Genomic DNA, 12,941 nt, shown 5'->3' on the forward strand with positions numbered 1-12,941 from the left:
TATGTCAAGAGAAAACATATTATCAGCAAATATATTTGATAGTATTATCTCAAAATTTTGCCAATTGAAGTTGTTGTTTTTGGGATTATGCTAATCAATAAAAGATTAGAAACTTTATTTGAAAATAAAAGTATAGAAATAGTTTTCTATATGGCTTTATGTACAATTGTAGTTTTATTTCTTATTTATTTTGTAATAAAAACTATTTCTCTATCTATTTGTACTTATTATACTAACAGTATAGAATAATATAAAATTATATTAAAGTTAATTGATTTAAAAATTGAAGAATTAGGTTTATTTTGATTTAATTCTTTTTTATTTCAATTAATTAGGAGGTTTTCATGAATGAAGAACTTTTCAAAGAGAATTTGAAACGACATGAAGTAACAATAAATAAACATAATGATGAAATAGACGAGTTAAAAGTAGCAAATATAGAATCTAAAGCAGAGTTAAAAGCATTGTGTGAAAATCTCAACTCACTTACAAGTATGTTAAAATGGCTAATTGGAACAATGATTACAACTCTAGTAGGGTTCTTTATATTTGCAATTCAAGTAAAATTATTTTAATGTGAGGAAAATACATGAATAATTTAATGAATTTTATACCAGAGCAGTTACTAATTTTAGTAGCTGCTCTTTATATTATAGGAGAATGTTGTAAAAAATATAAACAATTAAATAATAAATATATTCCAGTTGTGTTATTGCTACTTGGAATATTTTTTTCAATATGGATATTAGGATTAAGTCCCAATGCAATATTGCAAGGAGTTATTTGCTGGGGAATTTCAATAGGCTTAAACCAAACATACAAACAATTTAAGGATGGTGATAAGTAACATGAAAGTAATAGTAGTACCAGGACATACATTGTTGGGAAAGGCATAGGAGCAGTTGGATATATATGAAGGAAAAGAAAATAGAATCCAGACCTGATAATAAAATGGCTAAAACTAGGAGGAGTAACAACATATACTGATAAAACTAATAAATCAGATAATTATTTATCAGAACAATGTCAGATAGCCAATAAACAAGATATAGATCTAGCAGTTTAAATCTACTTTAATGCAAACAAAACAACTCTAAATCCTATGAGAACAGAAATAATATATAAGACAAATGATGGGAACATATGTGAAGAAAAAGTCAACTCAAAACTTTCAACAGTTTTTAAAAATAGAGACCCCAAAAATAACACAAGAGATCTATACTGGCTTAATCATACTAGAGCACCAGTAATACTAATTGAAGCTTGCTTTGTAGATAGTAAGGCAGATACTGATTATTATACTAGAAGCAAATATATAGTTGTAAAATTAATAGCAGAAGGAATTTTAAATAAAAGCATAAAAGAAGATTTTTCACAAGATACATTTGAATACACACTATTATGTTATGGCGAAGTGTATAAAGCAATTGCAATCATAATGTACTTTTATATTAATAAGATTATAGAAATGAAATAGCAAATAATATATTTTCAATAGGAGGGAAAGCCTTTAAAGTAATAAATAAAGATGCTAATAAGTATATTGAATTCATTAGGAAAGATAGAAAAGATATTTTTGAAATTGTACTAAAATATATTTAAATTATATTTAAAACAAATAAAAAATAAACATATTATATATGAAAATTATTAATTTCTAATTAATCAGATTAATGAAAAACTAAATAAAACTGAACAAATTAGAATTTAAAAATAAAAATAAATCAAATATTAAAAATAATATAATTAACAAAATATAAAGAGGTAGCATAATGCTACCTCTTTTTTTATTAAATTATTGTCTGTTAACTAAAATAGCTATCTTAGCATCTGGATTATAACTTATTTGAACCATTTGATTTTTCTTAATATGTTCAAGGTCTTCACCACCATAAGCAATTTGTAATTTAACTGGTAGTTTACCTTGTTTTATAATAGCAACATACTCTTTTTTACCTTTTTTCTCTAAACTAATCAAATTGCCAACATAAGGTTTAAAGTTTTGATACTTTTTACTAGAATTTCTTATGTAGAAGAAAGCACCAACAGCAATAACTAAATTTATGCCAAGTGTAACCCAAGAATTGATTTTCAGCATAGCTCCAGCGATTATTATCACGAACATTAAAACGATAGGTAATATAGCCTTCTTAAGAAGTAATTTACCCATTATTTCATTAGCCTTTTTCTCAGGGCCACTCATAGTTTTTGATCTAGCAAATGATTGCGCGAATTTGTCTTTTAAGCCCATTTTATCCTCCTAATTTTAATAAATATTTAGTTATAATAATGAGAGATTACTTGAAACTAAAAATTTACTACATTTATATTATGTTTGACTTTTGTATAAATAATTACATTCAAGTAAAGCAAAATATACTAATTATTTTATCATAAAACTATAAAAAAGAAAATAAATGAAATAAAAATATTAGAGCAAAGAAATGATGTAAAATCGTATCAAAAGCAACATAAAAATTATTTATCTATTTTTTATCTTTATTTTTATCATACTCAGTTTTTTCAAAATCTTTCTCTTTTTCATATTCATGAAGTTTTAATTCAATCATACCTTCTATTTTTGCTCTATCATAATCACTTAGTTTTCTAAAATTTTTTAAAAGTTTTATTTCATTAGAACTGATGCTATTAAATGGATAGTTTGGTGAGGAATCGCAAATTAAATTTGATTCTTGTGATATATTATCTCCATTTAATAGCCAGTCTACAGAAACATTAAATATATCAGCTATGGATTTTAATATCTCATAATTTGGTTTTCTAATATTTCTTTCAAATTTACTCAAATTATCACAGTTTAACATTTCTTCTAATTCATATTGCTTAAGGTTCTTTGTTTTTCTTAAATAAACAATTCTTTCTCCTAAAGTATCCATAAACACTCTCCATTCAATTAATGTCAGAAAGACTTTTTAAAATATAGATAGTTGCAAATTTAAGGTCAAAATGACATAAAAAATATTGACTTAAGGTCAAAATGACTTTATAATTAATTTAATGATACGAAATTACATCCTAATTTTAGCACAAAGTAATCAAAAAATCTTATTTAGTATTAAATAAATTCATGTACTTAATATTTGTACATATTTAAAAAATATACTAAACAGAGGGAGGTGTATAAGTTTAATAATAAAAATAAATATAAATTATTTAGAAAGGGAACTTGATTAAATGGATACTCGAAAAAAATGGATACCTTTTTTGGGAATACAGGTCAAGCAAAGGCTTATTGAATTAAACATGACTCAAAGGGAATTAGCAAAAAAAGTCGGTGTTAATGAAAACTATTTGTCAGCTATTTTAAATGGCAGAAGGACAGGAAAAAAATATAAATCATCAATTTATCAATTGCTTAATATAGAATACTCAGAAGAAGATTAATATTAATAACTAATATATGAAGAAGGGACATATTCTTATGTGTAAATTAGATTCAGATGGAGTAATAGAGTGCTGTAGAGCAATTGATGATTTTATTACAGCTCTCAATGGTGTACGAAGTTTAAACATGGAAAAATTGGATATTTTAACTAAATATTCTACTTCATGCTCAATCCTTCTTAAAGAGGAAAATTACGAAGGATGTACAATTGTATATAAAAAGATGTTGGAAGAATTAAAGACGTAAGTAATATATTAATTAGAGATAGAAAGAATTACATAGTGATATAGAATATTTTTAAAAACATATAAAAAACATATAAACTAAAATATGGATATGTTAATTCAACTACAATAAATGTATTTGTAATTAAATCATAGTTTATTTGAGCAATTTAATATCCATATTTTAGTTGCCAATTTATCACAAAAAAAGAATCTCTACAAATGATGTAAATTCGTATCAAATTATGTATGTTTAAACTGGTTTATCGTTATCCTCAGTAGGAGAATGTTTTTCTAATTCTTTATATTCAGATATCTTAAACTCTAGCATTCCTTCTATTTTTATTTTATCACGTTCATTCAATTGCCTATAGAGGTTTAATACCATCATTTCATCATCAGTTACATGTAGATTATACAAATAATCTTCCTTATTTTCTTTAACACTATTATTGGAGTTTACTTTTTCTTTTCCATATAGAAGCCAGTCAGTGCTAACATCAAAATAATCAGCTATTGACATTAATATATCGCAATTAGGCTTTCTACCTCCAGTTTCAAACTTACCTAAGTTTTCAAATTTTAAAATATCCATAAGTTTACGCTGGGTAAGTTTTCTGGAGTTTCTCAAATAAGCAATTCTTTTTCCTAAAGTATCCATGAAACACACTCCTTTCTTTTTATAAATAAAGTCCAAATGACATTAAAAATCGAGGTATATTCCTTTTCTTCTACAAAATTACTAAAATAAAGTCTGAATGACATTTTGCTTAAATTAATATACTCATACTATGATTTTAACATATTATAATTGAAAATATATGGTTTATTTTGATTTATAGATATCTTTTAATAGACAAAAGTAGATATTGAAAATAAAATAGTTTCAATAATATATTTTATAGATTACTTTTAAAGTATACTTGGGTATGAAAATATAATTTTCTAATAATGAAGAATATATAAAAATTATATTAAGGATAGATATTAGAAAGAGAATAGTATTATACTGTAGTTTATATTAGTTAAAGATAAAGAATTTCAAATGTTTAAAATATAATATAGGCTTACAATATAATACTATTGGATTTGTTTATCTAGTTTTGTTTTCTTTATAGAATAACAATACTATGAATGCAAGTAAATTTACGCAAAAAACTGTTATATACATCTGTCTAAATCCTAAATTTAGAGTAGATTGTAGTGTATTTTCTATTTTTGTTTTATTGTTTTCTATAGAATTTATATAATCTAGTTTTGACTTATTAAAAGCTTTTGGTATTTCATCTTTTAATTCCTGTGTTTTTGCTAGAACTAATTGAAGCGATTTTTTCTGTTGTTCCATTGTGTCAAAACCTTTTTCCATGTCTTGTTTTTTATTTATGGAATCATTTAATTTTCTCTGAAGTTCTTTCTTTTGAGATTCCATGTTTTTAAGTTTTTTACTTAATTCTTTTCTTTGAGATTTAGTTTTTTGCAATTTGGTGTTTAACTCAGCTCTTGCTTTTTTTAGTTGTTGTATTTGAGAATTTAGAGCTTCTTTTTTTTCATTTAAATTTGGTTTATTCTCACTAGAATTGTTATTTTTATTTTCTGTAGAATCATTTTTATTACTGTTTGAGTCAGAATTACTAGTGTCATTTTGCTCTTGATTATTTGATGAATTTTCATTATCAGAAGGAGTAGTACCTTGTGGTATTGTAGGTATTTTATTATAAGCAAGTGTCATTTCATTTATAGCTTTATCTTGTTTTTTTATACCTTGTTCCATACCTTTTATGCCTTTATCAGTGCCAGCGATACCTTTTTTTATTCCAGCTATTCCTTGATTAATACCAGTTCTAGCTTTTATCATATTGTCAATACCAGTTTGAATTCCTTTGATGCCACTGTTTAGTTTGTTTTCACCTTCTTCAATGCCATTTATTCCACTTTGAGTACCATCTATTCCTTTTTGGACATTTAATTCTATTTTCGTAATTACAGAAGGAACTTTTTCATCAAACATTGTTGTTGATATTTCTTTTGTGATGTTGGTAATATTGGTTGTATCTGCTGATTGAACTTTGTCTAGTAAGTATTTTGGGAGTTTGCCATCTGTCATATCCATATTAATACTTGATGAATCGTTCATGTTTGGTATAGAAATATTTTTCAAATTCTTAGCCATTTCTGGGTCTGACTTTAAATCATCTATCATAGTTTCAAGTTCTTCAAGTTGAACTATTTTAGGTGTTGATGGTTTACCAACTATATCCATAATATTATCCTGTACAGATAATCCTGCATGTGCTATAAATCCAATCATTATTGCAGGTGAAATTGAAGTTCCAATTGAACGTATCAGAGACAGTGTTGCAAGTGCAGAATTAGATTCTTCTATTTTTGTATTTGAAAGCATCATGTAATTTAAAGGTGTTCCCATAGTAAATCCCATTCCTAATCCCATAAATATAAGACTTACACATACACTAAATACTGTATTGGTTTTTAGTGCAATTAAAATCAGATAAAGAGAGCCTATCATAGATACTGAAAATCCAAGTAACAGTATCTTTTTTGCGCCAAACTTATCAATAAGTTTTCCGCTCAAAGGAGCAGCAATACCTGCAAATAATCCTAATATAGCAACAAAATATCCACCAGAACCAGCATTTATTTTTAATGCATTTTCAGCATATTGTGGAACAAATACCATACCCATCATTCCAATACCAACAATTAAAGATAAAATGAGTACTATTAGTATTCTTGGATTTAAAAAATATTCGAAATTCAAAATAGGGTCTTTAGCTTTATTTTCAACAAATATAAAAATAGGTATAAGTATTATAAATGTCAATAAATAAGGATAAACTGATGTATCTTGTAGAGAATTTTTAAAATTAAAAAAGTCTATATTCATAAGACCATATAACAAAGATACTATTATACATATCAACATTAATGTTCCTAATTTATCAATTTTCTCTGTAGATGTAGACTTATTATTTTTAATACATAGTATTCCTCCAATAATTATAACCAAGCATATTGGAAGGTTAACAAAAAACAACCACTTCCAATTTTGAGTTCCAAATATACTTAGTATTGTACTACCTATACTTGAACCTAAAATATTTGCTATACCATAAGTTGCTCCAACTAAACCTAAAGCCATACCTCTTTTGTTTTCTGGGAAAGTGGTTCCAAATTCTGCTGTAGCAATTGGCATAATTCCGCCTCCACCAATAGCTTGTATAACACGGCCAATTAGTAAAATGTAAAAGTTGGAAAATAATGATGATAATCCACAGATTAATGAGCCACTACCAAATAGAAATATACTAACTAAATATACATATTTTCTTCCTATTTTGTCTGCTAATTTACCAGAAATAGGGATTACAGATGCATATGTTAGTGTATATATAGTAATCATCCAAATTCCTGTTTTTTCATTTACACCTAGGCTATTTTGTATAATTGTTCTTGCTGGTGATACTATTCCAGTATCAATAGCTCCCATAAATATACCTAAAAGATAAAGAGTGAGTACTAAAAATAACTTTGGATTATTATCTTTGCTTTGAATACTAGTATTAGAATTCAAGGTAAACACCACCTTAATGTATTAATTTTTCAATATATGGATTTAAATCTTCAAATTCTATATAAAGATAGGTTGAGTATGAAAAAAACATTTTGATTATGATATTACATACTAATTTATCATTATTAAAGAAATCTTCTTGTTGTAAAGCTTCATATACTTTATTTGAAAGTTGCTCATGAAAATCATTTTTTTGTTTTTTCATTTCGATAAATCTTTTCATTTCAAAAGTATCTAAAAAATCGTCATATTGAATATTATGAACTTTGTTTATAAAATTTCTTATTTCTGTAAAGATAATATTTAGTTTTTCAATGTAATTATTACTATTTTTATTAGAGTATTCAATTCGCCTTATCAATAAATCCCATTCTGATTTTATAATATATTCTATTATTTCTTGTTTTGATTTGAAGTAATTATACACTGTACCTGCACTTATACCACACCTTTGGGCTATTTTTCTTATGCTAATATTTGAGTAATCTTCTTCCAAAATCATATCTCGAGACACTTTTAGTATATCTTCCTTTACATTTTCTAAAATCTTAGGCATATGACCACCTCTTTCATTAAAATTATTATGAACACTGTTTATTATAAACCTTTAAAATTTATTAATCAATATGCAAGCTATAATGTATAATATTAATATATAGATATGGCGCAAAATAGATGCCTTATTATATAAGTATTTAATCTAATTAGATTTATATTTTTTATATTTAAGCAGGAATATGTACTAAAATTATGTAATATTAGATTTTTCTTTTTAATAAGTTAATAATATTATTATATGATAAGGAGAATAAAATAATGGAAAAGAAATATGTAATGGCACTAGACCAAGGGACAACTAGTTCAAGAGCTATATTATTTAATAAAAAAGGCGAAATAGTAAAAATTGCGCAAAAGGAATTTAAACAGATTTATCCAAAAGCTGGCTGGGTAGAACATGACCCTATGGAAATATGGGGTTCACAAAGTGGGGTAATGAGAGAGGTAATAGAAACAGCAGGTATAAGACCAGAAGAAATTGCTTCAATAGGTATAACTAATCAAAGAGAGACGACCATTGTTTGGAGTAGGTATACTGGGAAACCGATTTATAACGCGATAGTATGGCAATGTAGAAGAACATCAGAAATCTGTGATGTACTCAAAAGTAAAGGATTAGAGGAAGCAATAAAGGAAAAAACTGGTCTTTTGATAGATGCATATTTTTCAGCAACAAAGATAAAGTGGATACTAGATAATGTAGAAGGTGCTAGAGAAAAAGCAGAACAAGGCGAATTGTTATTTGGTACTATCGATACATGGTTAATATGGAACTTAACACGTGGGAAAGTACATATAACAGATTATTCAAATGCATCTAGAACAATGATGTACAATATAAATAACTTAGAATGGGATAAAGATATATTACGAGAATTAGATATACCAATAAGTATGTTGCCAGTAGTAAAACCTTCTAGCTATGTCTATGGGCATACAGATGAGCGTATGTTATCAGGGGCTAAAATACCTATTGCTGGATGTGCAGGAGACCAGCAAGCAGCTTTATTTGGTCAACATTGTATTGAAGAAGGTACTGCAAAGAATACTTATGGAACAGGTTGCTTCTTACTTATGAACACAGGTAGCAATATAGTTAAATCTAAACATGGTTTGCTTACAACGATTGCTTGGGGTGTTGATGGAAAAGTAACTTATGCATTAGAAGGAAGTATATTTATTGGTGGAGCATCTATCCAATGGCTTAGAGATGAACTTAAAATGATTGAATCTGCAAGCGACAGTGAATTTTATGCAAATAGAGTAGAAGATACTAATGGTGTGTATGTAGTACCTGCATTTACAGGTCTTGGTGCTCCATATTGGGATATGTATGCTAGAGGTTCAATATTGGGTCTTACAAGAGGTGCAAAAAAAGAGCATATAATTAGAGCGACATTGGAATCAATTGCATACCAAACAAAGGATGTATTAGAAGCAATGCAACATGATTCAAAATTAAAATTAAAGTCATTAAAGGTTGATGGAGGAGCCAGTAATAATAATTTCTTAATGCAATTCCAGTCAGATATACTAAATGTAGATATAGATAGGCCTAAAATAGTAGAAACTACAGCTTTGGGAGCTGCTTATTTAGCAGGATTGTGTGTAGGATTCTATATTGGAAGAAATGAAATTACATCAAAATGGTCAGTCGAAAAAGAGTTTAATCCAAATATGAGTGAAGAGAAGAGACGTCGATTATATAAAGGTTGGAAGAAAGCTGTATCAAGAGCTTTAAGTTGGGAAAAAGAAGATGAGTCAGAAATTTAAAGGTTAGATGTGTTTAAACTTAAAAGTAGGGCTTTGTAAAGCTCTACTTTTTTATTTTTACTTTTTTATTCTTAAATTTATATTTCTGTATAGTTGTAACCAAATAGTATAATCTATTTTTCATTTTCGTATAAAAACATTGGTATAGAATTATAAATATGCTGGTCTCCAACAACCAAAAGAATATCTCCCTCTAAAAATTCAATATATGGACCAGGAGAGATTATAAGTTCCTCACCTCTTTTGATTGCAACAATTGTAGCTCCTGTATTTTGCCAAAACTTAGTTTGTGCAGCTGTTTGGCCAATGTACTTACAATTAGAATTTATTGTGAACTGAACGGGCACTAAGGGGTTTATTATTTCTAGTCTATTAGAATAATCTATAATTTTATTTATAGTATCTAAGATTTCATTTTCTAGATTTGATTTAGTATCTATTAAATTGTAAAGTGTTGATTTATATGATGATATATTTGTAATGTCTCTATATTTTTTTATAAAAGAAGAAGCTTTGTCTGGTGATAGTACAATAACACCTTTACCTTTTATGCTTTTAACAACGCCAATATCTTCTAAAATTTTAACAGCTCTTCTTATAGTTTCTGGTGATACATTGTATTTACCAGCCAAAACAGAGCGTCCAAACAATACTGAATCTTCCTGTATTTCACCTGTATATATTTTATTTGCAATATCCAAAGCTATCTTTTGGTATATCGGCATAGTATAGTTTTTTTCCATTGTTTTTCCTCCAATATAAAATTTATGTTAAAAAATATATAATCTTAATAATACTATTGTATAATTTATAAATTTATATGTCTACATTATGTACAAATATTGTCGTCTTTTTAAAATAATATTTTAACATGCATTTAGTATACATATTTAAATTTTTCCATTCAAAGTATGAAATGAAGTATTTAAGGGAATGTAGAGACATTCTATGGACAAAAATAGATAATTATATAGATGAAATAAACAAATGAATGAAAAAAAACACTTCTGTCTTGCATACAAAGTTATTAAAATTGAAAAATGCTTTAAAAATGAAAGTTAAAAGCTATAATTCATCTATAAATAATTAATTATTAACTAAAAAATGGGAAAAATGTTTTTGAAAAAGAAGTACAAATGAATGTCGATTTAAATTAATTGCAAAAAAATTCCTTAAATGGTAAAATTATATTAATTAAATGTATTAAAATAGTTGAAAAAATAGATTGCATACAAGTAATAAAATATTTCATGCAATATATATAATAAACAAAATTTAAAAATTAAAACTACTTATTCTATCAAAATGTTAGCAAGGGGGGTCATAAATTGTATAAAGTAGATTTAAATAGCGATTTAGGAGAAAGTTTTGGAACATATAAGATTGGTTTAGATGAAGAAGTCTTAAAATATATTTCATCAGCTAATATAGCCTGTGGATTTCATGCAGGAGATCCTAGCCATATGGATAAAACAGTAAAACTCGCTAAAGAAAATGGAGTTAAAATAGGAGCACATCCAGGGTTTTTAGATTTAATAGGATTTGGAAGACGTGAGATGAAAATAACAAAACAAGAAGCTAAAGATTATACAAAGTATCAATTAGGAGCATTAATGGCATTTGCAACTTCAAATGAATGTAATATACAGCATGTAAAGCCACATGGAGCTTTATATAATATGGCTGCAAAAGATAAAAATTTAGCTATGGCGATTTGTGAAGCTATATATGAAGTTAATAAAGATATTACATTGTTAGGGTTATATAATAGTGAAATGATAAATTCAGCTAAAGAGGTTGGACTTAAGTTTGCAAATGAAGTATTTGCAGATAGAGCCTATGATAGCAACGGATTTTTGGTTCCAAGAAATGTAGAGGGAGCCGTTATACATGATACAAAAACTGCAATAGATAGAGTTGTTAAGATGGTAAAAGAAGGAACAGTGGAAACTATAACTGGCGAAATTATACATATTAAAGCGGACTCTATATGTGTGCATGGAGACAATCCAAAAGCAATAGAGTTTGTTAAAGAAATAAGAAAACGTTTTGAATTAGAAAGTATAGAGGTTTGTCCATTAGAAAATATGGAAGTTTGTTCATCAGAGGACACATTGTAAGACTGATAATATGAGGGGGAAATAAAATATGAGTACAAAAAATATTACAGATAACGAAAAAGGTAAAAAAGACGTTGGGGCACTTATAGGGGCCGCATTTATAATGGCAACATCAGCAATTGGGCCAGGATTTTTAACTCAGACAGCGCAGTTTACTCAAGATTTTGGGCCAAGTTTTTCATTTGTAGTACTAATTACAACTATCCTTTTTATAGGAGCTCAAGTGAATGTATGGAGAGTAATTGGTGTATCAGGTCTTAGAGGTCAAGATATAGCAAATAAAATAGTACCTGGCTTAGGTTACCTTGTAGCTTTTTTAGTAGGCCTTGGTGGATTAGCTTTTAATATAGGAAATGTTGGTGGAGCTGCACTTGGTATGAATGTAATGTTTAATATGAATATGACATTAGGAACTGTATTAAGTGGATTAATAGCAATATTTGTATTTATGTCAAAAAATTCAAATTCTTTAGTAGATAAGATAACTAAGTTTTTAGCATTAGGTATGATAATTATAGTTGGATATGTAGCAATATCAAATCATCCTCCTGTTGGAGAAGCAGTTTATAGAATGGTAAAACCAGAAAATCCAAAGACACTGATATTTCCGATAATAACTCTACTTGGAGGAAGTGTTGGAGGATATATAACATTCGCTGGAGGACATAGATTAATAGATGGTGGAATAACAGGTGAAGAAAATATAAAAGAAATAACTAAATCATCTCTTTTAGGGATATTAGTTGCAACTATGATGAGGGTACTTTTATTTTTAGCAATATTAGCAGTGGTTTCAAAAGGGATTCAACTTGACCCAGAAAATCCAGCAGCTTCAGCTTTTAAATTTAGTGCAGGAGCGATAGGATATAAATTCTTTGGGCTTGTATTATGGTCTGCTGCAATTACATCAGTTATAGGAGCTGCTTATACATCAGTTTCTTTCTTAAAGACGCTAAATCCTTTCATAGCAAAAAATGAAAAGTATTTTATAATAGCATTTATAGCTATATCAACACTTATAATGGCGTTTATAGGAAAGCCAGCAACTTTATTAATTTTAGCAGGAGCTTTAAATGGTTTAATACTTCCAATAACTTTAGGAATAATGCTTATAGCATCTAAGAGAAAAGATATTGTTGGTGATTATAAACATCCTACATGGCTTTTGATATTTGGATTAATAGTAGTTTTAATATCTGCTTATGCAGGGATAACTTCTCTTAGTAGCCTGAGTACTTTATTTGCTTAATTTAAAAGAGGTGACATTT

14 protein-coding genes are annotated in these 12,941 nt (G+C 27.3%); 8 read left to right on the top strand and 6 right to left on the bottom strand.

Annotation, left to right across the window (positions count from 1 at the left end; genetic code table 11):
- Nucleotides 1–344 precede the first annotated feature (344 nt).
- The 3 genes from IC218_RS01565 (at nucleotide 345) to IC218_RS01575 (ending at nucleotide 1,477) form a co-directional block, all read left to right on the top strand.
- Entirely contained in the window at nucleotides 345–575 is a 231-nt protein-coding gene (locus IC218_RS01565; protein WP_227823685.1) for a hemolysin XhlA family protein, read from the top strand.
- A gap of 14 nt (nucleotides 576–589) precedes the next feature.
- Complete coding sequence (locus IC218_RS01570) at nucleotides 590–847, top strand: phage holin family protein (protein ID WP_227823686.1); 258 nt, start codon at nucleotides 590–592, stop codon at nucleotides 845–847.
- A gap of 255 nt (nucleotides 848–1,102) precedes the next feature.
- A complete protein-coding gene (locus IC218_RS01575; protein WP_227823687.1) occupies nucleotides 1,103–1,477 on the top strand; it encodes an N-acetylmuramoyl-L-alanine amidase in 375 nt (124 codons plus the stop codon).
- Between the two features lie 318 nt (nucleotides 1,478–1,795).
- Here IC218_RS01575 and IC218_RS01580 read toward each other — a convergent pair whose 3' ends face one another.
- On the bottom strand, nucleotides 1,796–2,251 hold the full coding sequence (locus tag IC218_RS01580) for a hypothetical protein (protein WP_227434279.1): 456 nt from the start codon (nucleotides 2,249–2,251) through the stop codon (nucleotides 1,796–1,798).
- Between the two features lie 235 nt (nucleotides 2,252–2,486).
- Nucleotides 2,487–2,897: a helix-turn-helix domain-containing protein gene (locus IC218_RS01585; protein ID WP_227434280.1), complete on the bottom strand. Its 411-nt coding sequence runs from the start codon at nucleotides 2,895–2,897 to the stop codon at nucleotides 2,487–2,489.
- Nucleotides 2,898–3,195: 298 nt separating this feature from the next.
- Between IC218_RS01585 and IC218_RS01590 the strand changes: the two genes are divergently transcribed.
- Both IC218_RS01590 and IC218_RS01595 read left to right on the top strand, forming a co-directional pair.
- Nucleotides 3,196–3,405 carry a helix-turn-helix transcriptional regulator gene (locus tag IC218_RS01590; protein ID WP_227434281.1) on the top strand — a complete coding sequence of 70 codons (210 nt, stop codon included), beginning with the start codon at nucleotides 3,196–3,198 and terminating at the stop codon, nucleotides 3,403–3,405.
- A 37-nt stretch (nucleotides 3,406–3,442) separates the two neighbouring features.
- Nucleotides 3,443–3,652 carry a hypothetical protein gene (locus IC218_RS01595; RefSeq protein ID WP_227434282.1) on the top strand — a complete coding sequence of 70 codons (210 nt, stop codon included), beginning with the start codon at nucleotides 3,443–3,445 and terminating at the stop codon, nucleotides 3,650–3,652.
- A 231-nt stretch (nucleotides 3,653–3,883) separates the two neighbouring features.
- Here the strand turns inward: IC218_RS01595 and IC218_RS01600 are convergent, their stop codons facing one another.
- The 3 genes from IC218_RS01600 to IC218_RS01610 all read right to left on the bottom strand — a co-directional run bounded on the left by IC218_RS01600 (nucleotide 3,884) and on the right by IC218_RS01610 (nucleotide 7,778).
- Nucleotides 3,884–4,291 carry a helix-turn-helix domain-containing protein gene (locus IC218_RS01600; protein ID WP_227434283.1) on the bottom strand — a complete coding sequence of 136 codons (408 nt, stop codon included), beginning with the start codon at nucleotides 4,289–4,291 and terminating at the stop codon, nucleotides 3,884–3,886.
- 432 nt (nucleotides 4,292–4,723) lie between these two features.
- Nucleotides 4,724–7,231, bottom strand: a complete 2,508-nt coding sequence (locus tag IC218_RS01605; RefSeq protein WP_227823688.1) for an MFS transporter — start codon at nucleotides 7,229–7,231, stop codon at nucleotides 4,724–4,726.
- A 4-nt stretch (nucleotides 7,232–7,235) separates the two neighbouring features.
- The gene (locus IC218_RS01610) at nucleotides 7,236–7,778 is read right to left on the bottom strand and encodes a TetR/AcrR family transcriptional regulator (RefSeq protein WP_227823689.1); all 543 of its coding nucleotides are present in this window, start codon (nucleotides 7,776–7,778) and stop codon (nucleotides 7,236–7,238) included.
- A 260-nt stretch (nucleotides 7,779–8,038) separates the two neighbouring features.
- Between IC218_RS01610 and glpK the strand changes: the two genes are divergently transcribed.
- Nucleotides 8,039–9,553 carry a glycerol kinase GlpK gene (gene glpK / locus IC218_RS01615; protein ID WP_227823690.1) on the top strand — a complete coding sequence of 505 codons (1,515 nt, stop codon included), beginning with the start codon at nucleotides 8,039–8,041 and terminating at the stop codon, nucleotides 9,551–9,553.
- A gap of 113 nt (nucleotides 9,554–9,666) precedes the next feature.
- On the opposite strand, the gene IC218_RS01620 is transcribed toward glpK, so the two are convergent.
- Nucleotides 9,667–10,296 carry a TrkA C-terminal domain-containing protein gene (locus IC218_RS01620; protein ID WP_227434287.1) on the bottom strand — a complete coding sequence of 210 codons (630 nt, stop codon included), beginning with the start codon at nucleotides 10,294–10,296 and terminating at the stop codon, nucleotides 9,667–9,669.
- 585 nt (nucleotides 10,297–10,881) lie between these two features.
- Here IC218_RS01620 and IC218_RS01625 point away from each other — a divergent pair.
- Complete coding sequence (locus tag IC218_RS01625) at nucleotides 10,882–11,673, top strand: LamB/YcsF family protein (RefSeq protein ID WP_227434288.1); 792 nt, start codon at nucleotides 10,882–10,884, stop codon at nucleotides 11,671–11,673.
- A 28-nt stretch (nucleotides 11,674–11,701) separates the two neighbouring features.
- Nucleotides 11,702–12,922, top strand: a complete 1,221-nt coding sequence (locus tag IC218_RS01630; RefSeq protein WP_227434289.1) for an NRAMP family divalent metal transporter — start codon at nucleotides 11,702–11,704, stop codon at nucleotides 12,920–12,922.
- Nucleotides 12,923–12,941: the final 19 nt, after the last annotated feature.

This window comes from Clostridioides sp. ES-S-0005-03, assembly GCF_020658455.1.
In the GTDB taxonomy this organism is placed as follows: domain Bacteria; phylum Bacillota; class Clostridia; order Peptostreptococcales; family Peptostreptococcaceae; genus Clostridioides.

Excerpts from the sequence above, each read along its gene's own strand:
- IC218_RS01565 (WP_227823685.1), top strand. The coding sequence starts at position 345 with ATGAATGAAGAACTTTTCAAAGAGAATTTGAAACGACATGAAGTAACA.
- IC218_RS01570 (WP_227823686.1), top strand. The coding sequence starts at position 590 with ATGAATAATTTAATGAATTTTATACCAGAGCAGTTACTAATTTTAGTA.
- IC218_RS01575 (WP_227823687.1), top strand. The coding sequence starts at position 1,103 with ATGAGAACAGAAATAATATATAAGACAAATGATGGGAACATATGTGAA.
- IC218_RS01580 (WP_227434279.1), bottom strand. The coding sequence starts at position 2,251 with ATGGGCTTAAAAGACAAATTCGCGCAATCATTTGCTAGATCAAAAACT.
- IC218_RS01585 (WP_227434280.1), bottom strand. The coding sequence starts at position 2,897 with ATGGATACTTTAGGAGAAAGAATTGTTTATTTAAGAAAAACAAAGAAC.
- IC218_RS01590 (WP_227434281.1), top strand. The coding sequence starts at position 3,196 with ATGGATACTCGAAAAAAATGGATACCTTTTTTGGGAATACAGGTCAAG.
- IC218_RS01595 (WP_227434282.1), top strand. The coding sequence starts at position 3,443 with ATGTGTAAATTAGATTCAGATGGAGTAATAGAGTGCTGTAGAGCAATT.
- IC218_RS01600 (WP_227434283.1), bottom strand. The coding sequence starts at position 4,291 with ATGGATACTTTAGGAAAAAGAATTGCTTATTTGAGAAACTCCAGAAAA.
- IC218_RS01610 (WP_227823689.1), bottom strand. The coding sequence starts at position 7,778 with ATGCCTAAGATTTTAGAAAATGTAAAGGAAGATATACTAAAAGTGTCT.
- glpK (WP_227823690.1), top strand. The coding sequence starts at position 8,039 with ATGGAAAAGAAATATGTAATGGCACTAGACCAAGGGACAACTAGTTCA.
- IC218_RS01620 (WP_227434287.1), bottom strand. The coding sequence starts at position 10,296 with ATGGAAAAAAACTATACTATGCCGATATACCAAAAGATAGCTTTGGAT.
- IC218_RS01630 (WP_227434289.1), top strand. The coding sequence starts at position 11,702 with ATGAGTACAAAAAATATTACAGATAACGAAAAAGGTAAAAAAGACGTT.